Source organism: Candidatus Zixiibacteriota bacterium (assembly GCA_019038695.1).
Classification (GTDB): Bacteria; Zixibacteria; MSB-5A5; order GN15; family FEB-12; genus B120-G9.
Genome location: JAHOYZ010000009.1, coordinates 45,247 through 67,322 on the forward strand (window position 1 = coordinate 45,247; position 22,076 = coordinate 67,322).

Annotated in this window: 22 protein-coding genes; 5 read left to right on the plus strand and 17 right to left on the minus strand. The window is 51.2% G+C overall.

Annotation, left to right across the window (positions count from 1 at the left end):
- Positions 1-73: 73 nt before the first annotated feature.
- The 5 genes from KOO62_03995 (at position 74) to KOO62_04015 (ending at position 4,420) form a co-directional block, all read left to right on the plus strand.
- Positions 74-1,279: an extracellular solute-binding protein gene (locus KOO62_03995; protein ID MBU8933149.1), complete on the plus strand. Its 1,206-nt coding sequence runs from the start codon at positions 74-76 to the stop codon at positions 1,277-1,279.
- On the plus strand, positions 1,276-2,148 hold the full coding sequence (locus tag KOO62_04000; protein MBU8933150.1) for a sugar ABC transporter permease: 873 nt from the start codon (positions 1,276-1,278) through the stop codon (positions 2,146-2,148). Before KOO62_03995 ends, KOO62_04000 begins: the two co-directional genes overlap by 4 nt.
- On the plus strand, positions 2,142-2,963 hold the full coding sequence (locus tag KOO62_04005) for a carbohydrate ABC transporter permease (protein ID MBU8933151.1): 822 nt from the start codon (positions 2,142-2,144) through the stop codon (positions 2,961-2,963). The genes KOO62_04000 and KOO62_04005 overlap by 7 nt, the downstream gene beginning before the upstream one ends.
- A gap of 103 nt (positions 2,964-3,066) precedes the next feature.
- Positions 3,067-3,657: an OmpA family protein gene (locus KOO62_04010; GenBank protein ID MBU8933152.1), complete on the plus strand. Its 591-nt coding sequence runs from the start codon at positions 3,067-3,069 to the stop codon at positions 3,655-3,657.
- Positions 3,658-3,811: 154 nt separating this feature from the next.
- Complete coding sequence (locus tag KOO62_04015) at positions 3,812-4,420, plus strand: hypothetical protein (protein MBU8933153.1); 609 nt, start codon at positions 3,812-3,814, stop codon at positions 4,418-4,420.
- A 30-nt stretch (positions 4,421-4,450) separates the two neighbouring features.
- Here the strand turns inward: KOO62_04015 and KOO62_04020 are convergent, their stop codons facing one another.
- The 17 genes from KOO62_04020 to dapF all read right to left on the minus strand — a co-directional run bounded on the left by KOO62_04020 (position 4,451) and on the right by dapF (position 22,000).
- Complete coding sequence (locus KOO62_04020; GenBank protein ID MBU8933154.1) at positions 4,451-6,013, minus strand: hypothetical protein; 1,563 nt, start codon at positions 6,011-6,013, stop codon at positions 4,451-4,453.
- A gap of 4 nt (positions 6,014-6,017) precedes the next feature.
- Positions 6,018-6,458, minus strand: a complete 441-nt coding sequence (gene aroQ / locus KOO62_04025) for a type II 3-dehydroquinate dehydratase (GenBank protein ID MBU8933155.1) — start codon at positions 6,456-6,458, stop codon at positions 6,018-6,020.
- Positions 6,459-6,475: 17 nt separating this feature from the next.
- A complete protein-coding gene (gene aroB / locus KOO62_04030) occupies positions 6,476-7,573 on the minus strand; it encodes a 3-dehydroquinate synthase (GenBank protein ID MBU8933156.1) in 1,098 nt (365 codons plus the stop codon).
- Positions 7,554-8,123: a shikimate kinase gene (locus KOO62_04035; GenBank protein MBU8933157.1), complete on the minus strand. Its 570-nt coding sequence runs from the start codon at positions 8,121-8,123 to the stop codon at positions 7,554-7,556. The genes aroB and KOO62_04035 overlap by 20 nt, the downstream gene beginning before the upstream one ends.
- On the minus strand, positions 8,116-8,964 hold the full coding sequence (locus KOO62_04040; GenBank protein ID MBU8933158.1) for a shikimate dehydrogenase: 849 nt from the start codon (positions 8,962-8,964) through the stop codon (positions 8,116-8,118). The genes KOO62_04035 and KOO62_04040 overlap by 8 nt, the downstream gene beginning before the upstream one ends.
- On the minus strand, positions 8,961-10,301 hold the full coding sequence (gene aroA / locus KOO62_04045; GenBank protein MBU8933159.1) for a 3-phosphoshikimate 1-carboxyvinyltransferase: 1,341 nt from the start codon (positions 10,299-10,301) through the stop codon (positions 8,961-8,963). The genes KOO62_04040 and aroA overlap by 4 nt, the downstream gene beginning before the upstream one ends.
- Positions 10,298-11,314 carry a 3-deoxy-7-phosphoheptulonate synthase gene (gene aroF / locus KOO62_04050; GenBank protein MBU8933160.1) on the minus strand — a complete coding sequence of 339 codons (1,017 nt, stop codon included), beginning with the start codon at positions 11,312-11,314 and terminating at the stop codon, positions 10,298-10,300. Before aroF ends, aroA begins: the two co-directional genes overlap by 4 nt.
- An 87-nt stretch (positions 11,315-11,401) precedes the next feature.
- On the minus strand, positions 11,402-13,198 hold the full coding sequence (argS, locus tag KOO62_04055; protein MBU8933161.1) for an arginine--tRNA ligase: 1,797 nt from the start codon (positions 13,196-13,198) through the stop codon (positions 11,402-11,404).
- A gap of 205 nt (positions 13,199-13,403) precedes the next feature.
- On the minus strand, positions 13,404-14,195 hold the full coding sequence (gene trpA, locus KOO62_04060; protein MBU8933162.1) for a tryptophan synthase subunit alpha: 792 nt from the start codon (positions 14,193-14,195) through the stop codon (positions 13,404-13,406).
- Positions 14,192-15,391, minus strand: a complete 1,200-nt coding sequence (trpB, locus tag KOO62_04065; GenBank protein MBU8933163.1) for a tryptophan synthase subunit beta — start codon at positions 15,389-15,391, stop codon at positions 14,192-14,194. The genes trpA and trpB overlap by 4 nt, the downstream gene beginning before the upstream one ends.
- Complete coding sequence (locus KOO62_04070; GenBank protein ID MBU8933164.1) at positions 15,375-16,016, minus strand: phosphoribosylanthranilate isomerase; 642 nt, start codon at positions 16,014-16,016, stop codon at positions 15,375-15,377. The genes trpB and KOO62_04070 overlap by 17 nt, the downstream gene beginning before the upstream one ends.
- Positions 16,013-16,792 carry an indole-3-glycerol phosphate synthase TrpC gene (gene trpC, locus KOO62_04075; protein ID MBU8933165.1) on the minus strand — a complete coding sequence of 260 codons (780 nt, stop codon included), beginning with the start codon at positions 16,790-16,792 and terminating at the stop codon, positions 16,013-16,015. Before trpC ends, KOO62_04070 begins: the two co-directional genes overlap by 4 nt.
- Positions 16,789-18,114 (minus strand): MFS transporter, encoded by a 1,326-nt coding sequence (locus tag KOO62_04080; protein MBU8933166.1) that lies wholly within the window; start codon positions 18,112-18,114, stop codon positions 16,789-16,791. The genes trpC and KOO62_04080 overlap by 4 nt, the downstream gene beginning before the upstream one ends.
- 3 nt (positions 18,115-18,117) lie before the next feature.
- Positions 18,118-19,128, minus strand: coding sequence for an anthranilate phosphoribosyltransferase (trpD, locus tag KOO62_04085; protein MBU8933167.1), 1,011 nt, complete (start codon positions 19,126-19,128; stop codon positions 18,118-18,120).
- Positions 19,125-19,694, minus strand: coding sequence for an aminodeoxychorismate/anthranilate synthase component II (locus KOO62_04090; protein ID MBU8933168.1), 570 nt, complete (start codon positions 19,692-19,694; stop codon positions 19,125-19,127). The genes trpD and KOO62_04090 overlap by 4 nt, the downstream gene beginning before the upstream one ends.
- Before the next feature lie 3 nt (positions 19,695-19,697).
- The gene (gene trpE / locus KOO62_04095) at positions 19,698-21,161 is read right to left on the minus strand and encodes an anthranilate synthase component I (GenBank protein ID MBU8933169.1); all 1,464 of its coding nucleotides are present in this window, start codon (positions 21,159-21,161) and stop codon (positions 19,698-19,700) included.
- Positions 21,158-22,000, minus strand: a complete 843-nt coding sequence (dapF, locus tag KOO62_04100; protein MBU8933170.1) for a diaminopimelate epimerase — start codon at positions 21,998-22,000, stop codon at positions 21,158-21,160. Before dapF ends, trpE begins: the two co-directional genes overlap by 4 nt.
- Positions 22,001-22,076: the final 76 nt, after the last annotated feature.

Sequence of the window (22,076 nt, forward strand, 5' to 3'; positions counted from 1 at the left end):
TTGATTGACCGGATGATAAGAGACGAACTTCTTGTCATATAATAAGAGTGAACGAAACCAAGGGAGTCGCCCTGTGAAATTTGTAGTATTCCTATTTTTAATTCTTGTTGCCGCTAATGTTACCGCTGATACGACTCTGCGATGGTGGCAATTCTGGACCGACCCGGCTATCAAACCAACGATCGAGACAATTGTTGACGAATTCGAACAGGCTAATCCGGGTATCAACGTTGAGTTGACCGATCTCACCTGGGCCAACGGTCACGAAAAAATTGTCCTATCGCTGGCGTCCGGCACGGGACCGGATGTTCTGGAACTCGGATCTGACTGGATAGCTCAGTTTGCTGCCAATGGCCATCTGGCTGATATTTCGTCAATGATCGCTGACGACAGTTCTGCTTTCCAGGGCTGGAGTATGGCTGACTACGACGACAAGATATACGCCTTCCCATGGATACTTGGCACGCGGGTTCTGTTTGCTAACCGGGAGTTGCTGACTCGGGCAGGGTATGATCCTGATTTTGTACCGGTGACGTGGGACGATCTGAAGCAATCCGCAGCGGCCGTATCCGCTCTCGGTTCCGGTGTCTACGGCTGGGGATCAAATGCGGCCGAGAAGCACCGTCTGTACAAGAAGTTTCTACCGTTCTTTTGGTCAGCGCAGGGTCAGATATTCAGCGATAATGGACAGCACTGCGTACTTGCGTCCACCTACGCAATTGACGCGCTACAAACCTACAAAGATCTGCATGACTCTTCTGGCTATGTCGCCAATCAGCGAGGCATTGAGGATGCTTTCCTTGAAGGCAAGGTCGGCTTTGTTCTTTCGGGTGATTGGCTGCTAAAGCGGATTGAACTTGAAAAACACAAGATTGATCTGGTCTCAACCTTGATGCCCGGTCCGACCTTTATTGGTCGGTCTTTCATGGGTGGCGAATTCCTGGCCGTTACCGAAGCCTCCGAGCAAAAAGAAGCGGCTATGAAGCTGATCCGGTTTGTGACGTCTCCGAAGAATCAGGTTCGCTTCTGCAAGGCAAATCGTTCGGCTAATCCATCCAGTATTGTAGCTCAGACGGATGAATACTTCAGTTCCAATATACATCTGCAAACGTTCATCAAGCAGATCCCGATGAGCAATCATCCGCCCGTTGACCCCGACTGGGTGTTCATTGAAAACATTATCGAGGAAGCTATCGAGGAATCCCTGTTTGAATCGGGTGGAGTAGCGGAGCCGCTTCGCAAGGCTCGAGGTAAGATTGCGAAGCTGAAAAGCCAATGAAGCGTTCGCGTCTGATCGGTCTTTTGCTTCTTCTCCCCTGGCTGATTACATTTCTGGTGTTTTGGTTTTTTCCGTTGGTCTTCTCGTTGTTGGCCGGGTTCACTGATTACAGTCTTTTGTCGCGTGCCGGTATGGAATGGATCGGCTGGGACAACTACCGGGGGCTGTTGGCCGACGAAGATTTTCACTCCGCCCTCAAGAACACCTTTATCTTCGTCATAGGTTCTGTGCCGGTAACGACGGTACTAGCCCTCTTGATGGCTTTGCTGGTCAGTCGTCGTTTACCCGGGAGGTCCCTGTTTCGGGCGGGGTTCTTCCTGCCTTCTATCACGTCGATGGTCGTTATCGCGTTGATCTTCACCAACCTCTATCAGAGAGGCGGGTATGTGGCCACACTGGCTACGATGATCGGTTTTGTCCCCCCCGAGCATGGTTTCCTGTACTCCAGTTCGACCGCCCTCTACTCGATCATGGCTATGGATATTTGGATGTCGGTGGGCTACTATATGCTAATCTTTCTGGCCGGTCTCAAAGCTATTCCAATAGAACTGTACGAGGCCGCCCGCATTCAGGGTGCCTCTTCTACCCGCCAATTCTTCTCTATCACTCTACCACTCCTGAGACCGGTAGCGCTGTTTATCGTGGTCATCAATTCGATCAAGTCCTTCCAGGTATTTGTCGAGATATTCGTGATGACCAAGGGAAAGTTCGACACCGCCTCAATGGTCTACTTCATTTATGATGTCGGTGTCACAACCGCTTTCCAGTTTGGCTACGCCTCAGCCGCTGCCTATGTACTCTTTCTGATCGTGGCTGCTTTTGCGGCTTTACAATTCCTGCTCCTGCGAAGGAGACAGCCAATATGGTAACCAATCGGATTCATCTCGTATTGCGCTATGTTGGTCTGTCTGCTGTTCTGGCAGTGATGGTGTTTCCCATCCTGTGGATGTTCCGCGTTTCACTCATGCCGGCCGGTGCGGCCGTAGGATTTGGTGATCTCTTCTCGACCGGTGTTACACTGACGAATTTCATCGACCTTTTCCGTCAGGCAAGTATTGGTCGTTTTCTCTTCAATTCCGTGCTGGTAGCTGTTGTAGTGACTGTCGCCAATGCCTTCTTCTGCTTCATGGTCGCCTATGCTCTTGCGCGCTACCGGGGACTGGCTGGAAGAATAATGTTCGTGACCGTGATTGTAGTCCTGATGATTCCGGCACATATCCTGATTGTACCGCTTTATGTCCTCATGCTCAAGATGGGGATGTATGATACCTATTGGGCGCTCATGCTTCCCTGGTTAGTGAACCCGATTGGTATTTTTCTTGTTAAGCAGTATCTGGAATCCATACCGCCAGACATGGAAGATGCTGCCCGTATTGACGGTGCCGGCGAGCTGACGATTCTCTTTCGTATCGTTATGCCGCTGTGCAAACCGGCGCTGGCGGTTCTGGCTATACAGGTGTTCTTCACAAATTGGAATCTGTTCCTCTTTCCATATATCCTAACTTCGAGCGAGTCACTTCGCACTCTACCGGTCGCTCTGGCGCATTTTCAGGGACACCAGGCTATTGACTGGCAGCACCTGATGGCTGGATCGGCAGTGGCGGTGATACCGGTACTCATTGCTTTTGGCTTTCTTCAGAGACATATCGTCTCCGGTATTACGGCTGGCGCAGTGAAGCAGTAGCGGTCTTTTTTGTTGCGCCATGTAGCTTCCAGGCGGTATTATGGGGCCGATTTTGGTGGTTAATAAATATCGAATGAATAGCATACGAAAGGACGGAAGCACGATGAAAACGATGATGGTAGTAGGATTGCTGCTGGCTTTGCTGATGATGGGCTGCGGCGTCAACAAAGAATATGTTGCTCAGCAGATCAATGACTCTGAGTCGCGTACCGGCGCACAGATTAGCGATCTGAGCGATAAGACTAACGCTAATGCAGATCAGATAACCAAGTTACAATCGCTGTCGGCTCAACTTGCGGAAAAGACCGACCTGGCAATTAATAAGGCCTCAGGCTTTGAGAATTACCAGGTCCTCTGGTCGGGTGAGATTCAGTTCGATTTTGACTCCTATGATGTCACTCCTACCGCTGAAGAGATACTTCTGGAAGCGTGTGAAAAGATGGGCCAGTATCCGGGATCGCTGATCGAAATCGCCGGACATGCCGACCGCACCGGTTCAGCTCGCTATAACCTCATGCTGGGTGAGAAGCGTTCCGGCTCGGCCAAACGGTACATTGCTGATCATTGCGGCATCTCTCTCTATCGGCTTTTCGTTGTATCATATGGCGAGACCAAACCGGTAGCGCTGCCTGACGAGAAACAGGCTGCCTCGAAGAACCGCCGCGTTACGCTCAGCATTTGGGGACAGATGTAAGAATCAAGTCGTTGTGATAAGACTTGAGGCGGGAGTGTTCACTCCCGCCTTTTTTTCTGCCTGGTGGTCACTGACCACCTAAACGTGCTTGCTGGCAATATCGTCGTTCGATATATTGACTATCTAATTGGGAACATTAGCCAGGGGAGGTTCTGTGCATACATACATCACATCGTTACTGTTCGGATTAGTTGCAGTCACTCTATGTTTTTCTACATCGGATGCCAGTCGTCGCAAGCACGAGAAACCACCAAAGAAACAGATTGAAATCAAACACAGTGTTCTCACGGTGATTCCATCTCTTACCGTTGGTGGTCTTACCCATATAGGTAACGGAAGATTGGTTTACGGAGCCGGCATGGCCTTGGAGTTGACAGCAAGCCTTAACGCAAGAATTGGGATCAATGTCGATGCTCTGTATGCCACGCAGGAAATTCTTTCTTCCGACAAAATCAGGGGGATCGGTCATTCCTGGAGCTTGTGCTGGTTATTCACGCCAAAGAACCGAACATCGTATTTCCTGAACGGTAAGCTAGGGACCATTGAAATCAAGGAACTGGAATCGACGGACGATGCCAGGAAATACACATTCTTCGAAATTGGACTAGGTCACAGAGTCTACAGCAGATCCACTATTTCCAACAGGTTTGAAGTGTACTTTAGGAGAATATTGACATATGAGCACAAATTCCTCTGGTACAGCCACTTCAAACACAATGTAATAGTAGCAGGAGTACGGCTCAGTGTGGCTTTCGGCCTATGACAAAGTAACGATGTTTGTCAGTGTCAGGATTTAGATACCCATTCCCTGAATCAGATAATCGGGGTTGAGTTTCTCACTGGTCCCGCGCTCCAGCAGATCGCGCCAGTCGTAGCGGGCACCAAAGCGAAAGTAATTCTGATTCAAATATGAACCAATCTCCGGGTTATCCGCCAGACTGGAATACTGCCGCTTGATCTCGCCTACTACCTGGGCTGCTATCATTTTCCCGAATAAATGATTGTGCATCCAAACCGGCTGCTTCACAAAGGTTGTTACCTTAGTCCAGGGTTTGATGTCATCGTGTCGCGGCAACATCATATACCGTTCAAAAAGGTCCCAGTAGAGCTTGTTGAGGTCGCGGTTGGGATTGGTGTAAGCCTCATACTCGAACATCAGATTAACCAGTGTCATTCGCAGCCGGATAATCTCCTGCTCGTTGTGGGCAGTAAGGTAATCGTTGATCAAGGATTGTGGAAGGCGTGGATATGTGGCCAGCCAGCGTTCATCCTGGCACAAGGCGGCTATTGCCTGGGCGAGGCTTTCGGTCCAGGCCTCCGGCAGGGCGTTTACATAGAGCTCACGTTCCTGAAATATGTGTGTCTGGTGTAGTGCCTGACCAATGTTATAGAGTAGCTCCTGTGTACTGCTCAGACCGTCCTCAATATTGACCGTGAGCCGCACATCGTAAGGTGGTCTAATTGGCAGATAATAGGTCCGTGTATTTCCCGCTGTTGCGTGCTGTCGATCGATGTAGATCGGCAATTTATCCAGATCGAATCCAAGCTTCTCAAGACTCTTGTCTACAAATGAAAGCTGTGAGTCGGCCGGGAAATAGGCGTCAACTCGCCGCTTTACATCTTCATAAGCGTAGGCCAGATCCCAAACTTCGACTGGAGTGCTGCCAAACTGTGCCTGCAGCCTCTCAACGATTACAACATATGCATCAGTACTCCGCGAATTTACACGGTCAAGAAGTTTCAAGTACTCCTGTGATTCTATCCCATACTGTGTAAACGAAAGAGCTTGGCAGTTGTTGTAGCCCAATCGGCGAGCTTCCTGGTTGCGCATCCGAAAGAGTTGCCCCAATCCATCAGCCAGCTTGTTCCCCATATTGCTTCGAGCGCGATAGGTTCGCTCGCGGACGGTTCTATCACTTTCATTGCAACATAGTTGATTAATCTCGTACGGCGTTTCCGAACCTGCGTTACCATCAAGACGCAGAAGGGAATCACGAAGTGAGCTTACTCTTGAAGACGACTCAATCTGGCCCAGGGCAACTGACGAACGCATCAACTCGCACCGCCTGATCGCTTCCTCGTCCTGCAACAGCCGTTGTCCGGCCTGAAGTGTTCGAATCAAACCGGGGGCATTGATCACGTAGTCGTGAAGCCCCTGATAATATTCAAGCGAATCCGATCTGTCAGTCGCGTGCTGTTTCCACTTCTCCTGCCCAAGGCGGTATTCCACCCATTGGAGTTTGTGCTCCAGTGAGTCCAGCGTGGTCAGTACGCTATCGCGTGTGATCGCAGTTTCCTGGCAGGAAACCGATAGCAGAATCGTGCTGAGCACGAATGTGAATAGAATTCTTCGCATTGTATTAGTCCGTCTTATTCATATCGGCAAAATACGACAATGCCATAGCGTAGCCATAAAAACCGAACCCGACCAGATGGCCGGATGCGATAGGAGCAATTACGGATTTGTGTCGGAATTCTTCACGGGCATAGATGTTAGACATGTGCACCTCGATGGTCTCAATATCCACCGCTGTGATTGCATCCGCGAGGGCGTAGCTGTAATGCGTCAGGGCGCCGGGATTGATTATCATTCCAACTGCCTGAGGAGCTTCAGTCTGGATGAAGTCAATTATCTTGCCCTCGGAATTGGATTGGAAGAAGCGAACCTCCAGTTTCAACTCGGACGCCATCGAAGTGAGATGCTCGTTCATCTCGTCAAGTGTCTGTGTACCATAAATCTCGGGTTCTCTTTTGCCCAATAGGTTGAGATTGGGGCCATTGACGACCAGAACACGTGACATTGTTTTGCCTCCGCAGATCAGTATGTTGCCAACGCTGCCTTCAGCGCCATGCGAATATCTTTCTTCTTCACATTGTCGGCAATAACCGGTCGGCCCGGAGCATCCAGCAGCACAAATCTAGTTGACTTACCAAGCCGTTTCTTGTCGTGCGACATAGCGGCTATCACCTTATCCACCTCAATGTAACGATGCGGTATCTCCCCGGCAAGCTGGCAGATAATATCCTTGTAATCTTCGAGTCGGCCAACACGCACCTTCTTGAGCCGACCGCTCAGTTCCACAGCAGCCAACAGTCCCAGCAGAACTGCTTCGCCATGCAGTAAGCGTCCATAACCAAGCGATTTCTCAATGGCATGTCCAAAGGTATGCCCAAGATTGAGCACCATCCGAAGTCCCCCTTCACGCTCATCCTGCGAAACAATAGCCGCTTTGTACTGCACAGAGAGATGAATCAGTCTGGTCAACGCCCGCAGGTCGAACATGTCTCCTTTTTGCAGGTAGCGATTCAAGGTTCCTATCATGTTATTCTCCACCAAACCGGCATACTTGACAACCTCGCCCAGCCCCGCCACCAATTGTCGTGGAGCCAGAGTGGCCAATAACTCGGAGTCGCAGATAACAAACGATGGCTGCCAGATCGCTCCCAGCAGGTTTTTACCCTGTTTGTGATTTATGCCCGTTTTGCCACCAATGGCCGCATCGACCATGCCTAATAGAGTAGTGGAAAGCACACCCCAACGAACCCCTCGAAGAACTGTAGCTGCCGCAAAGCCGGCCAGATCACTGGTCACGCCACCACCGCAGGCAAGAATGACATCGTTGCGACTGATCAGGTTATCAAGCAGGTAACCATAGATTCGCCGGAGCTGTGTCATGGTTTTGGCGCGTTCACCTGTCGGCACCACTAGCAGTTGGGCAGTCCGAGAAGCCTTCCGGGCGGCGGCAGTTATTGCATGTCCATATAACGCGAACAGCTGAGCATCACACAGGACGAATAATCTCCCTTTCGATCCGGTGGCTTTTCCGGCCAGACGTGCAAGCTCTTCCTTCCAGATTCCAGCGCCAACAACTACCGGGTAGCTTCGCTCAGCGAGATCAACGACTACTTTTCGCATCCAACTCCTTGATCTTGTTCAGGATGAAACGAGACACTTCGACAGGACTCCTATTCGTCGTTGAGACTGTGATATCAGCCAGAGAATACTGTTTTCTTCGCCTGTTCAACAGGGTGGCGATCTGTCGCTGTAATGCCTGTCGCTTGCTCTCCCCCGGTCGTAGTCTCGCTTGTAGCAGAGGACGATCAGTGTTGTTGGTCAATCGTCGATACAGTTCACGAACCGAGCAACTCAGATAGATCACTAAGCTGTCGTGGTCCATTATCATCTGGCGGTTTCCTCTGGTTTGGAACGCTCCTCCACCGAGGGCAATCACTCGTCGCGTGTTCGCTACGGTCATTACTTCACTGATCACATCTGATTCCGCCTCGCGAAAAGTGTTCTCTCCTTCTTCTGAAAATATGCGAGAAATTGATTTGCCGAAACACTCCTCGATAAGGCTATCGCTGTCTAAAAATGTCGCTCGAACCGTGCGAGCCAACAACGATCCTACCGTCGATTTTCCGGAGCCGGAAAACCCGATCAGGAATATGTTGTGCCATTTATCCATTGAAATCCATTCGTTCGTAGACAGAATCAAAGGGAACATCAAGTCCCGTCCAAAGATTAAAGGATCGCACTGCCTGGCCAACCAACATTTCTCTCCCATCAATGACGATCATCCCCGCCTCATGAGCTGATCTTAGAACACAGTTGTCGGTATTATAGTTAAGGTCGTAGTAGATGTCCCCGCAACACCATGGGAACGCTTCCGGCAACGGTGTCTCATGGGCATGATTCGGACCACCCAGAGGTGTACAGTTCACGACCAGTGGCATCCCGTCTCCGGACACAAACTCGGTCAATTGATCCAGAGATATAGTCTCAATAGTTGTTGGCGACAATGACGGTAACATAGTCGTTTTGAATGCTTCCAGTCGCTTGGGACTGCGACCGGCCACTACCAGGTGCTTCATACCAAAATCATGGGCAAGGCAAAATGCTACCGCTCGTGCGCTACCACCACACCCCAATAGTGTCGCTGCCCCCTGATCAAGGGTTGGTCGGTGTACTTCCAGCGGCAACGCGAAGCCATAACCATCGGTATTAAAGGCACAAATACGCCCCGAATCGAGCGCTAATGAATTAACAGCGCCAATGGCGTCGGCTCGGTCGTCCAACTCATCTGCGTAATCAATTACGGTTTGCTTGTAGGGGACGGTCACCGAAAGTCCTTGGTATCCTCGCGATGCGAGCGATTTGATCTGTGTCTCAAGCAGGTCAGGTTCAACATCAACAATATCAAACTCGCCTTCGATCTGTTCAATGTCGAATACTAACTTGAAGATAGCCGGAGATAGGGAGTAGGCAATGTTTCTACCTATGAGGCCAAACTTCTGAGGGGCCATCATCCTTTGATCATCTCCAGTAGATCCCAGAACTCCGGGCAGGAGATAGCCACTACAGATTCATCATCAATAGTTGATGGACCCACTGCAAACAGAGATGCAATCGAGAACGCCATTGCAATCCGATGATCTCCAAAACTCTTGAAATCCGCCCCCGAGCACTCCGTACTCCCGTCAATAGCCAGTCCATCTTCGAGAACACCACATTTGATGCCCATCAATTTCAAATTGTGAGCTACCGCTTCGAGTCGATCTGATTCCTTCACTCGCAATTCGGCCGCATCCCTGATAATTGTGGTACCCGGTGCGAACGCCGCCATAACCGCTACGATGGGGATTTCATCGATCAGTCCTACGGTGGTAGAGCCACTGATCCGGCGTGGTTTGAGTTTCCCTGCAGATACCGTCACCGTCCCTCGTGGCTCGCCGCAGACAACCTTACGGTTGGTCATTGCAACCGCAGCACCGAAGGACTTCAGGTGATCCAGAAAAGCAGTGCGAGTAGGATTAAGGCCAAGATTCTCTATGGTTACGGATCCACCGCCGATAGCCGCTGCAGCAAGAAAGAACGCGCCGGTGGAAATATCGCCGGGGATATCGATAGTTCCCTCGGTAAGTTTCGCCCGTGAAGATAGCAATATCTCTCGCTTGAACGGTTCCGGCGACTCCCGATGACTCTTGCGAGGGTCGTTCGGATCGCGCACAAGCACCTGCTTGATGTCTCGTACGTTGAGTTCCCCTCCCAGTTGCTTGATCATGATCTCAGTGTGGTCGCGGGTGATGATGTCCTCACGCACCGTGACAGAACAACGTGAGGCCAATCCCGCCAGCAACAGGGCCGATTTTACCTGGGCCGAAGCCACCGGCAGGCGATATTCAAAGGGCAACAGCTTCCCGCCTCTTATCCTCAACGGCAAGTGACCGTCATCAGAGAATATCTCTGCCCCCATCTCCGTTAGCGGAGTGATGATTCTCTTCATTGGCCGTGAAGACAATGATTCATCGCCGGAGAGAGTCACCTCTCCGTCCATGCCAGCCAGAATGCCTGACAACAACCGCACTGTTGTTCCACTGTTGCCGCAATCTATAGCTGTACCTGGTTTCGATTGAATAGTCTCCGGAGACGACAGAGTCAGCGTGTCGCCATCCTTCTCGACGCGCACTCCCAACTGCCCGATCGCCTGTAAGGAACTCTGGCAATCCGCCGCACCGGGGAAGTTCGTCACTGTTATTGAGTCACTTGCCAATAGTGACAGCAACGCCACACGGTGGCCAATAGACTTGTCACCCGGTACACATATTGTTCCGTTTACTTTCCTGACTGGATGAAGCGTTTTCATAGGCAGGTACGGTCGAGCACTCCGGCCATTTTGTGCATTTGGTGTGCCAATTCTTCGAACATTGACGGTGTGATGGATTGCGGTCCATCCGACAGTGCGTTCCCAGGATCGTGGTGAACTTCAACTATTATGCCGTCAGCTCCAACGGCAATTGCAGCCCGTGACAATGGGATTACTTTGTCCTTGCGTCCGGTTCCATGACTGGGGTCAACGATAATCGGTAAATGGCTGGTTCGTTTGACATAAGGTACGGCCGACAAGTCAAGCGTGTTGCGGGTATGTTCGGCGAAGGTTCGTACTCCGCGTTCGCATAGTATGACGTTTGAGTTCCCCTCCGCCATGATATACTCAGCCGCCATGAGTAGCTCCTCGACAGTGGCCGCCAGACCACGTTTCAGCAATACAGCCTTCTTTTGCTGGCCTGCTTTTCTAAGAAGCGAGTAGTTCTGCATATTGCGAGCGCCGATCTGTACAATGTCCGAGTAGTCTGAAACCAGGTCAATGGTCTCTGTGTCTATAGCCTCAGTGACAATTTTCAATCCGAATTTGTCCCGTGCTTCGGCCAGTATTTTTAGTCCCTCTTCTTTGAGACCCTGGAAGCTGTACGGGGAAGTGCGCGGTTTGTATGCTCCCCCTCGCAGAATCTTGGCCCCGCCTTTGGCAACGGCCTCAGCAATAATAAGGGTCTGCTCGCGATTTTCCACAGAACAGGGACCGGCCATGATAACAAACTCTGGTCCTCCGATCTTCACGTCGCCAACCTCGATTACACTCGACTCCGGGTAAAACTCCCGACTAACCAATTTGTATGGTTTGGTTACGTGGATGATTTCCCGGACCCCCGCCTGAGTCATAATACGATCCGCATCAACCTGTAGCTTGTTGCCCGTAACTCCGATAGCAGTGCGCTGTGCACCGGGCATTGGGTGGGCCGTCAGTCCCATCGATTCAATCAGCTTACATACGTTTTCGACCGCACTTTTGGGGGCCGAGGTATCCATTACAATAAGCATTTATAACTCCTGGTGGCGGCGGCACAGATGTCGCCAAGCGATTCTATGTTCTTGATGCGGCTGATTACCGGTTGCATATCACCAATCCTACATTTCCTCCGGCGCTTGAATCCCAAGCAGGCGTAATCCCTCGCCGATCACGAGACGAACGCTCACCACAAGCGCCATACGTGCGGCGGTCAGGGAGGTATTATCAGATATGATCTTGTCTACGCGTCCATCGGGTGCCTTGCGCTGGTAAAACTTGTTAAACGCACCGGCCAACCTCAACGAATGAGCGGCTATGAAATACGGATCGTAGTTGCGGGCGGCATCGGCAATCGCCTCGGGGAAATCGGCCAGCAATTCAACAACTCGCCGTTCCTCCTCTCCGTCCAGCATAACGACATTCACATCCGCAGTGACGGGCTGGCCAAACTTCCGCTCCAATGAACAGAGCCGGGCATGGGTATACTGCAAGTACGGTCCGGTCTCCCCTTCAAAACTAAGCACCGCCTCCCAATTGAAATTGACGTCTGTTTGACGTTTGACAGACAGCTGAGAGAACTTGACCGCTCCCACGCCAACCATAGCAGCAGTGTCGTCAATATTCTCAAGGTCGGGGTTCTTTTCCCGGATCATATCAGTAACAAGTGATGCCGCTTTGTCAATGACATCCTCAACCGGAATGACGTTACCTCCCCGAGTAGACATCGCCCTGTCGCCGAACTTGACCCACCCGAAATCAACATGCTTCAAGCGAGGTGTCAGACGCTGATTGTCAGGTGTCTGTTCGGCCTCTTCGAGTCGTTTGATAACACCAAAGACCTGCTTGAAATGGTCACTCTGAGAATTGGCCACGACGTACAGCGACTGATCATATCCAAATTTCTCATAGCGCCAGAAAGCACCGGCGATATCACGCGTCGCATACAAAGTTGCACCGTCCGCCTTCTTTAGCAGGCAAGGTGGCAGCTGAGTATCATCTACATCAACAACCAGCGCTCCTTCAGATATGCGGGTCAGTTCAGCCTTCTCCAGCCGTTCGATGATCGGTTGCATTTTGTCATTGAGATTGGCCTCTCCGGTGATAAGATCAAACTCAACTCCGAGGCGATCATAGATGCGTTTGAATTCCTCGATGGATTGCGATCTGAATTGCTGCCACAGTTCGGTTGTTTTAGCGTCGCCACCTCCCTCAAGAGCCCGGAACACATTCCTTGCGTCTTCAACGAGTGATTTGTCTTCTTTCGCCATTTTATGGAAACGTACATACAGAAGAAAGAGCATGGCGATTCTAGTGATATCCTTCCCCGAATATTCCTTACTCCACTTGCGGAACGCGACAATAAGCTTGCCGAATTGCGTACCCCAGTCACCGAGGTAGTTGATGCCAACAGCATTGTAGCCGAGTTTCTTGAAGATCGTTCTGAGCGATGCTCCCAGAATCGTTGTGCGTAGATGCGCGATCCCGAATGGTTTGGCTATATTGACTGAAGAATATTCAACCAGGAGGTTCTTTCCGTCGCCTTCAGAGCTTGCGCCGTAGTTCTTCTGGGCTTCAAGGACCTGCCCAATTGTCTTTGTAGCGAGAGTCGCACTATCCACCTGAGCATTAAGGAAGCCGCCAGTGGCAGTAATCGTCACAGAGTCCGTTTTCCTAAATATCTCTGCAATCCTGGAGGCAATGGTGGGAGGTTTGTCTCCAACAATACGTGCAAAGCGAAACACCGGCAGCGCGAAGCGTCCCATTCTCGGGTCTTTTGGTTTTTCAAGGAGATCGTAAATGAAATCGGGGTCAAATACTTGTTGCTGGCCCAGTTCCTGAAACTTGTCAGCATAGCACTGTTGGAAGGCTTCGGCGACATGCGCCGCAAACTGCTGTTTGAACTCGTCCTTGCTCATGTCATTCACATCCAATATGAATCAAAAACACTCAACTTGCCATCACGTCCAACAAACTGAAAGTCCGTCAGTAGTTACTGGACTCCTCTTAGGACGGTTTCGTCTACGAGAACAAAGGTATCATTCTCGCGGGTCGGATCAAACAACTTCTTTCCAATTTTAATCTTACCAGTCGCCAGATCAACTACAAGTTTGGCATAGTGGTTTAATCCAAGGCGCTTCGTATCCTGCGCAGGAAGCCGCCCACAGCTTGAAGCGACGCCGGTTTGGATCGTGCTTCGCGTATTATTGATACAAGGGCGGAGCCGATCACCACGCCATTGGCATTGTGACACAGTCGTCGGGCAGATTCGGGCGATGATACACCAAAACCGGCGACAAACGGTTTTTTCAGTCGCTGTGCCAGATCACCAAGGTAGCGATCTGTATCTGTATCAAACTGAGTACGGGCACCAGTTACGCCTGTAATGGTCACAGCATAGATAAAATCAGTTGATCTGCGATCGATCAATCGTATGCGGTCTGGAGTCGATGTTGGGGCGACCAGGAATATAGCCGACAGGTCGTATTTACGTATAGCCGCACTATAGGTGTGCGCCTCGTCAACCGGCAAGTCTGGAATAATTAGCCCATCCACACCGGCGGCCGAGGCATCGCGCAGGAAACGCTCTTCGCCATAACTCCAGATCGGATTGTAATATCCCATCAAAATGATGGGAACATTGGTATGCTTTCGCAATTGCGAGACGCCATCGAGAATTTGATCCAAGTTCGTGCCCTGTTGCAATGCGACGTGGGAGCTATGTTGAATCAGGGGACCATCCGCCAGCGGATCAGAGAACGGCATCCCTAACTCTACGAAATCCGCTCCATTGTCTGCCGCCACCCGAACGAATTCGAAGGACGTTTTCATGTCGGGATATCCAGCCGTGAAAAAAGGCACCAGCAGTTTATTTTTGCCCAGCTTATCCAGCCGGGAGCGAATGCGGTTGGTCACAGCCTCTCCCCTGGCTCGATTATTCCCATATCTTTGTCACCTCGGCCGGAAAGACAAACCACAATCTTCTGGTCCTTCCGCAAGGTCTTCCCCGTCTTGATCAGGTAGGCCAGCGCGTGCGATGTTTCCAACGCTGGTATTATCCCCTCCAACCGCGATACGAGCTTAAATGCTCTGAGCGCCTGACGATCGGTGACAGCCTCATATCGCACCTGACCGCTGTCACGTAGAAATGAGTGTTCCGGGCCGACTCCCGGGTAGTCGAGTCCAGCCGAGATCGAATGCGGCAGTACAATCTGACCGTCCTGATTATATAGAAGATAACTGTATGCTCCATGCAGAACTCCCGGTTTACCGCGCGTAAGAGTCGCAGCATGACGGCCCGACCGCAACCCCAATCCTGCTGCTTCGACTCCAACAAGTTCGACTTTCGGTTCATTTCTAAAGGCATCAAAAGTACCTATGGCATTGGAACCTCCCCCTACGCAGGCAACAATCATATCGGGAAGCCCGCCCCAGTGCTGGCGGCATTGCCGCTTGGTTTCTTTTCCTATTACTGACTGGAACTCACGAACAATCATCGGGTAAGGATGCGGGCCAACGACTGAGCCAATGATATAAAACGTATGGCGTACATTGGTCACCCAATCTCGGAGCGCCTCACTGGTTGCGTCTTTGAGTGTTTGCGAACCACTCGTCACCGGGACAATAGTAGCTCCCAGCAAACGCATTTTCTCAACGTTGGGTGCTTGTCTTTCGATATCCTCAGCCCCCATGTAGACAACACATTCCATTCCGAATCGGGCACAGACAGTAGCCGTGGCAAGGCCGTGTTGTCCGGCTCCAGTCTCGGCAATAATGCGCCGTTTGCCCATGTGGCGCGCTAATAAAATCTGTCCGACCGTGTTATTGATCTTATGCGCCCCGGTGTGATTAAGGTCTTCCCGCTTGAAGTAGATTTCCGGTCCTTTGAGATACTCACTGAATCGCTCTGCAAAATACAACGGCGTGGGACGTCCAACATAGTCAGTCAGGTAGGTGCGAAGTTCGGCCTTGAACGCTGATTCCCTGCACACTCTACTGAAGCACTGTTCCAGTTCATCGAGCGCATAGACGACCGTTTCGGGTACATAGCGTCCACCGTAAGGGCCAAACCTTCCCCGGCGATCGGGTGTCTTCTTATTCCTGCCGGCCATATCTCAGCCTGTTACAAAGGGTGAAGAAACGACGTAGTTTCGAGTCTGACTTGATCCCGGGGGATGACTCGACACCGGAATTGACATCAACCACCAGTGGCGCAAAACGATTGATTCCCTGCTCAACATTGTGAACATCTATTCCACCAGCCAGAACCAGGTTGGGAATCCTGCGCGGAGGTTTATGGCTCCAATCGAAACATTGCCCGGTTCCTCCCGGTACGGCGGCAGTAGCATTGTCCAATAGGATAAGGTCGGCCTTGCTGGACATAGCCGATTCATAGTCAGTCCTGGCCCTGATATGAAAAGCCTCGATCACTTTGAATCCTTCTCGCTGGACAAACTTGATGTCATTGTTCGAAAAACCGCTATGGAGTTGAACATAATCCAGTCGCAATCGGCGGGCAACTTTCAACACTCCCTCTATGTCACGGTTGACAAATACACCCACCCGGCTTACGGTAGGTGACACAGCAGAAACGATCTTCAATGCCTGCTGTTGGCTTACCCAGCGGGGAGATTTGCGGTAGAATATCATACCGATCATATCCGCACCCAGCCCGGTGGACAGTGCGGCATCCTTTGGCCGAGTCAACCCACAGACTTTCACCGAGAAGCGTTTCATTGCTTCCTCAGCGATCTTAGATGAGCGACCGGATCAGAAGCTGTCATAAGTGCTCCACCGATCAGAAAGCAATTGAACCCGACCTCCTTCAAACGTGAGACATCTTCTTTGGTAGCAATACCTGATTCAGTCACTTTGATAACATCCTCGGGAATAAGTCGCGCCAGTTTCTCGGAGGTCTCCAGTGAGATACTGAAATCATGCAAGTTGCGGTTATTGACGCCAATGATGTTCGCACCACAATCAACGGCTTTATTCACTTCTTCGGCATTGTGTGTCTCTACCAGACAATCAAGCCCAACCGTGTCGGCGACATTCAAGTACTCCACTAGGAGTTTGGGTGTAAGTAGGCGTACTATCAACAAGATAGCATCAGCTTGCATGTAGCGTGCATAGTATATTTGATAGCGATTGATAACAAAATCCTTGCATAGAATCGGAAGGTTAGCCTCACGTTTGGCCATGCCCATATACTCGGGGCGACCGTAGAAATACTTCTGGTCCGTCAACACCGAAAGAGCTGCCGCGCCACCGTCGCGATACTGTCTCGCCCATAAGGCAGGATTGAAGCTGTCAACAAGGAGTCCTTTCGATGGCGAACCTTGCTTTAGTTCGGCGATTATATTGATCGTCCCCGTTTGGCTAAGGGCATCATGAAACGGTCGTTCGGAGCGTGGAGATATTTGAGTCTGTAATCTTTCCAGTGGTAGGGCACCCTGTAGCTCATCAACCTCCAACCTCTTGTCACGGACTATCTGCTGCAGGATATCCTTCACGATACTTTCTCCTTCAGGATTGTCCAGTCCCCGGTGGCTTGGTCGTGGGTCTCCACGTGACGGAAGAAAAGATAAAATACAACTGTGGAGACAACATATAGCACGATAGTGATATTCATCGTAAAAGTGTATCCGTACTGTTCAATGAATATTCCTCCCACCGCCGAGGAAACCATCCACGAAGATGTCCAGGCCACCATTATCAGGGCATTCACAAACCCCTGCTCTTTCTTATCGGACAGCTCCATACCCAGGTTGACTACGATTGGCCAACCGAGGTTCATCAGTCCGCCCCGAATCACAAAGGCAAACACCGCCAAAGGCAAAATGTAACTATATGACAGCACCAGCAAAAACGGAATAGAGGCCAACTGGGTGATGACAATTGTCCTGACGAGTCCGAAGCGTCGAGCCAGCAAAGGCCCCGACAGTGAGCCAACTAACATAGCGCACTGCACAAGAAAGTAGAATATCCCAATAGTATCGGCCGATTGATTGAACCGATCGCTGAAATACAGATTCAGGAACGGAATCACCAAACCGGCCCCCAATCCAACCAGAAAATTGACAGACCCGATCCGAAAGTAGAACCTGCCACGAGTCTTCAACTGTTCCCATGACAGAGAAAGCTTGCGATCCTCCGCCGGACGTGCGGAAGTTCGGATCATCATGAACGGTACCAGCGCGAGCATACTGAAGGCTATCCCGGCGTAAAGTGTGTACCGATAGCCCAGCACTATTTCCCCAGTGTATTCTCCCAGCCAGGTCGCCAGATGTCCGGCACCCAGCGAGCCGACCATGCCGGCCAGAATCATCATACCAAAGGAGAACGAGAAGACATGAGTGCGCTCCCGTCGTCCGGAGTTCTGCATAAAAAACGGACCACCAGCCACCCGGTAGAATGAGAATGCCATCCCGCTCAGGACCGCCATCCCCATTATAAGCTCCAACGAATCGACTGTAACAATTCCAACGCTGAAAACCGCAAACAACGTAATACTGATCAAAAGTATTAACTTGAGGCTGATCCGTGTCAGTAGGATGGCGGCCGGGATGGCGATCAATGTCATCCCAATCGCTCTGGTTGATCCCACCAGTCCGATATCGCTTTCAGGAAACCCCTGCTCTTTTAGATACAGATTGAGCAGGAGCATGAAGACCTGAAAGTTGACTCCCATAAAGAACGAGCCAAGCAGATATAGCCTTATGTTTCTGGAAAACAGTCTCAGTGTGGCGAGATACTCTCCAAAGCCAGCCTTTAGCCCAAACCCTTTGCCTTGGGGAATGACAGGTGTGTCGGGATGTTCTTGAGTGGCGGCCATAGTCTATGGGTGTGACAACCTGCACCAGCGCGCGAGCAAATCGGCTGCCGCGCCGCTGTCGATGGCTTTGGTCGTCAAGTCTACACCGTCCACAATCGTCTTCGTCTTATTCCCCGTATAAAGAAGCGCCCCGGCATTTAACAATACTGCGTCTCGATATGCTGACTTCTCACCGCGTAAAACTTCGTTCAAGAGGTTCTTATTGTACTCTGGGTTACCCCCCGACAATGCTCCCGATGGATATTGCCGCAGACCGCAATCCTCCGGCGAAAGTGTCTCTTCTTTGCGACGTCCGTCCCGAATCTCGATGTAGTCTGTTGGAGCGCAGACGGAAAACTCGTCGAGTCCGTCACGAGAATGGGCTACCAGAGCATGGACCGAACCGGTCATCTCCAGCACCTCGGCCACCAAGGCCATAATTCCCGGGCTGTACACACCGGTCACCTGACGCGTGACTGAAGCCGGATTGGTCATCGGCCCCAGAATATTGAACACAGTACGAACACCGAGGTCTCTCCGTGGTCCGACAGCGTGTTTCATGGCCGGATGAAACCGAGGAGCAAACATGAATCCAAAACCGATTTCGTTGATATTGCTCTGAACTTTCTCCGGTCCGGGATTAATATGTCCACCGGTTGCTTCCAAAATGTCGGCTGATCCACAATGAGAACTCACAGAGCGATTGCCATGTTTGGCCACCGTCACACCAGCCGCAGCAGCAACAAGCGCAGATGCGGTCGAAACATTGAATGTATGAGCGCCGTCACCACCGGTACCCACCAGGTCGGCGGCATCAGGATCATCCAATTCGATCTTAGTAGAGTGCGCTCTCATGGAACGAACGAAACCCGCCACTTCTTTGGCTGTCTCACCTCGTTGTTTCAGAGCAATAATCAACCCGGCGATCTGGGCCGGAGTAGCCTCTCCATCCATAATACAATCCATCGCCGCCGAAGCTTCATCGGTGGAAAGAGACTCACCTCCCGTAACTTTGATGATACAATCCCTGATCATGCCAGTGTCCTCAGGAAATTGCGGAGGATATCCTTGCCGCTTGGCGTCATGATTGACTCCGGATGAAATTGGAGTCCGTATAATGGCATCTCTTTGTGCTGTATTCCCATGATTACACCATCGGGAGTCCGAGCTGTCACCTTGAATTTACGCGATAACGATCTCGGTTCCACAACCAACGAATGGTAACGGGTAGCAGTAAACGGCGACGGAATACCGTCATAAAGAACCGAGCCGTCATGCTTCACATCCGAAGTCTTACCGTGCATGAGCGTAGGTGCATACCCAATACGTGCGCCGTAAACCTGAGCTATCGCCTGATGCCCAAGACAGACACCCAGAATCGGTATCCTGCCTGCCGCTTTCTCAATGAGATCAGGCATGATCCCCGCATTCTCGGGTCGACCCGGTCCGGGCGAGAGAACAACTGCCTCAGGTGCCATATTAAGAACGTCATTGGTTGAAATGACATCATTGCGAACCACTTCCAAATCTGCCCCGAGTTCGGCCAGGTATTGGTACAGGTTGTACGTGAAGGAATCGTAATTATCCAGGAGAAGAATCATAGTTCATCTATCCTCGCGCCCGGTGATAGCCGTCAACAGAACTTTCGCCTTGGCTTCGGTCTCACGGTACTCACGTGCTGGTTTGGAGTCGGCCACGATGCCTGCCCCAGCCTGAATATAGAATGTGTCGCCTCTCTTGACTACCGTTCGTATGGCGATACATGAATCCAGATTCCCCCAGAAATCAAGGTAGGCGACTGTTCCGGCGTATACACCTCGCCGTTCCTTCTCAAGTTCGTCGATGATTTCCATAGCGCGTATCTTCGGAGCACCGGAAACCGTCCCCGCCGGGAAACATGAGAACAATCCCTCAAGCGGAGCAATCTTCGGCTTCATCTTGCCCACTACCGAACTGACCAGATGAATGACATGCGAGTATTTCTCAACCAACATCTTCTCGGCAACCTTAACCGACCCCGGCCTGCTCACCCGACCCAGATCGTTTCGGCCCAGATCAAGCAGCATTGTATGTTCTGCCAGTTCTTTGGCATCCCCAAGCAAGTCCGCGACCATTCGCTTGTCTTCGGTCTCGTCCTTGCCGCGCGGACGAGTGCCTGCTATCGGGCGGGTCTCTATCGCTCGCCCTTCCACTCTGACCATCATTTCAGGTGAAGAACCGATCACTGATGAATTGCCGCAATTGACCATGAACATATATGGCGACGGATTGATTCGCCTCAGGCGACGATACAGTGTCAGAGCCGACAGGTCAGATTTGACCTGCCATCGTTGCGAAAGGACTACCTGGAAGATGTCACCCTCTTTGATGTAACGCTTTGCTTTGCGAACCATAGATTCAAACTCGCGTTTTGTATAGTCCGCCTTGATCCGAGGTCGTCCGGATTGATCGTTGGGAACCTTCACACGCGCTGACTGAAGCCGCTTGATCAGCTTGCGAACAGTCGCACAGGCTTCTTGATATCGCGCCTTGAATCCGCTTTCGCCTGACTCGTGGAGAATATTGGCAATGACTAGTATTTCCTGCCGCAAGTGATCAAAGACAACCAGATGACGATACATAGCCAATCGCATTGATGGCAACCCGATCGTATCGGGGTTATCGTCGGGGATGTCCTCAATCCAGCGAACGGTGTCATAGGAAAAATACCCGACACCTCCACCAGTGAAACGAGGTAGTCCGGCCATCTTCACCGGGCGATAGAAACGGAACATCTCTTTAACAAATTCAATTGGGTCGGCTTCTAGCACTCTCTTGCTTCGCCCCTGCATTAGTACAACGCGGTCAGCTTCACCTTCGATAATCAGAAACGGGTCAAATCCCAGGAACGAATACCTCGCGAGTTTCTCTCCACCCTCAATGGACTCCAACAGAAACGAATCACGCTTGCCCTGGGCCAGCTTTAGAAACGCTCCTACGGGGGTGTCCAGATCGGCTGGGATACGCTCAAAGACAGGGATGACATTACCCCGCTTGTTTAACTTCAATGCTTCGGAATAAGAGATCATTTGAAGACGTACGCTCCTTCACAGACCGTTTGCACTTGGCCAGTGAGTTCAATTTCACTCGTATCAGAGTCCCACCAGATATAAAGAGAACCGGCTTCAAAGATGACTTGGCATCGTCGGTCGGCTCGACCAATCATTACTGCCGCACAGACTGCCGCCGCCGCTCCCGTGCCTGATGACCCCGTCGCTCCTGCTCCACGTTCCCAATCGGCAACTTTGAGTTTGTGGCGATTGATCACCTTAACAAACTCCACATTGGTTCGTTCCGGGAAGCACCGTAGGTGCTCTATTTCATCTCCCAGAGCCTGCCAGTCAAAGTCGAAGTCGTCGACAAACAGGACCGTATGCGGGTTTCCCACTGCCAGGCACGTTACCGGGAAGTCCTTTCCGCCCAGTCGCAGAGGAGCCTGTATCATGTACTTGCGACGGCTTCGAACCGGCACGCTGGCAGACTCAAATATCGGTTTCCCCAACCCAGCTGACACTGAGAAACCGGAGCCGTCTTTGGCCATCACTCTCGAAGATGCAACAATACCGCCCATCTCAAATGTGAATGCCCTGCGGCGTCGGTCGGTGAGATGTTTGTGTACAGCGGCAATGCGTAGTCCATTGCCCGACTTCTCCGCCCAACCTCCGTCGGCGTTGTGGAGATCAATCTTGAAATCAGCTCGTCGGCTACCGGTAAGAAACAACACGCCATCAGCCCCAACACCGGATCGGCGATCACAAATAGCAATTGCCAATGCTTCGCGTCGAGCTATGGGAACACGATTATGCGCCAGGTCGATGATCAGGAAATCATTACGTAGCGCATGATATTTGGAGAAGTGTACTATCATGCTGGTAATAAGGCTCTTACTCGGTGATGGGCAACAAAAAAGCGGCCAAGCCGCTTTCTTGTATCAATATCTGCAA

Excerpts from the sequence above, each read along its gene's own strand:
- KOO62_04000 (MBU8933150.1), top strand. The coding sequence starts at position 1,276 with ATGAAGCGTTCGCGTCTGATCGGTCTTTTGCTTCTTCTCCCCTGGCTG.
- KOO62_04005 (MBU8933151.1), top strand. The coding sequence starts at position 2,142 with ATGGTAACCAATCGGATTCATCTCGTATTGCGCTATGTTGGTCTGTCT.
- KOO62_04010 (MBU8933152.1), top strand. The coding sequence starts at position 3,067 with ATGAAAACGATGATGGTAGTAGGATTGCTGCTGGCTTTGCTGATGATG.
- KOO62_04020 (MBU8933154.1), bottom strand. The coding sequence starts at position 6,013 with ATGCGAAGAATTCTATTCACATTCGTGCTCAGCACGATTCTGCTATCG.
- aroQ (MBU8933155.1), bottom strand. The coding sequence starts at position 6,458 with ATGTCACGTGTTCTGGTCGTCAATGGCCCCAATCTCAACCTATTGGGC.
- aroB (MBU8933156.1), bottom strand. The coding sequence starts at position 7,573 with ATGCGAAAAGTAGTCGTTGATCTCGCTGAGCGAAGCTACCCGGTAGTT.
- KOO62_04035 (MBU8933157.1), bottom strand. The coding sequence starts at position 8,123 with ATGGATAAATGGCACAACATATTCCTGATCGGGTTTTCCGGCTCCGGA.
- KOO62_04040 (MBU8933158.1), bottom strand. The coding sequence starts at position 8,964 with ATGATGGCCCCTCAGAAGTTTGGCCTCATAGGTAGAAACATTGCCTAC.
- aroA (MBU8933159.1), bottom strand. The coding sequence starts at position 10,301 with ATGAAAACGCTTCATCCAGTCAGGAAAGTAAACGGAACAATATGTGTA.
- aroF (MBU8933160.1), bottom strand. The coding sequence starts at position 11,314 with ATGCTTATTGTAATGGATACCTCGGCCCCCAAAAGTGCGGTCGAAAAC.
- argS (MBU8933161.1), bottom strand. The coding sequence starts at position 13,198 with ATGAGCAAGGACGAGTTCAAACAGCAGTTTGCGGCGCATGTCGCCGAA.
- trpB (MBU8933163.1), bottom strand. The coding sequence starts at position 15,391 with ATGGCCGGCAGGAATAAGAAGACACCCGATCGCCGGGGAAGGTTTGGC.
- KOO62_04070 (MBU8933164.1), bottom strand. The coding sequence starts at position 16,016 with ATGAAACGCTTCTCGGTGAAAGTCTGTGGGTTGACTCGGCCAAAGGAT.
- KOO62_04080 (MBU8933166.1), bottom strand. The coding sequence starts at position 18,114 with ATGGCCGCCACTCAAGAACATCCCGACACACCTGTCATTCCCCAAGGC.
- trpD (MBU8933167.1), bottom strand. The coding sequence starts at position 19,128 with ATGATCAGGGATTGTATCATCAAAGTTACGGGAGGTGAGTCTCTTTCC.
- KOO62_04090 (MBU8933168.1), bottom strand. The coding sequence starts at position 19,694 with ATGATTCTTCTCCTGGATAATTACGATTCCTTCACGTACAACCTGTAC.
- trpE (MBU8933169.1), bottom strand. The coding sequence starts at position 21,161 with ATGATCTCTTATTCCGAAGCATTGAAGTTAAACAAGCGGGGTAATGTC.
- dapF (MBU8933170.1), bottom strand. The coding sequence starts at position 22,000 with ATGATAGTACACTTCTCCAAATATCATGCGCTACGTAATGATTTCCTG.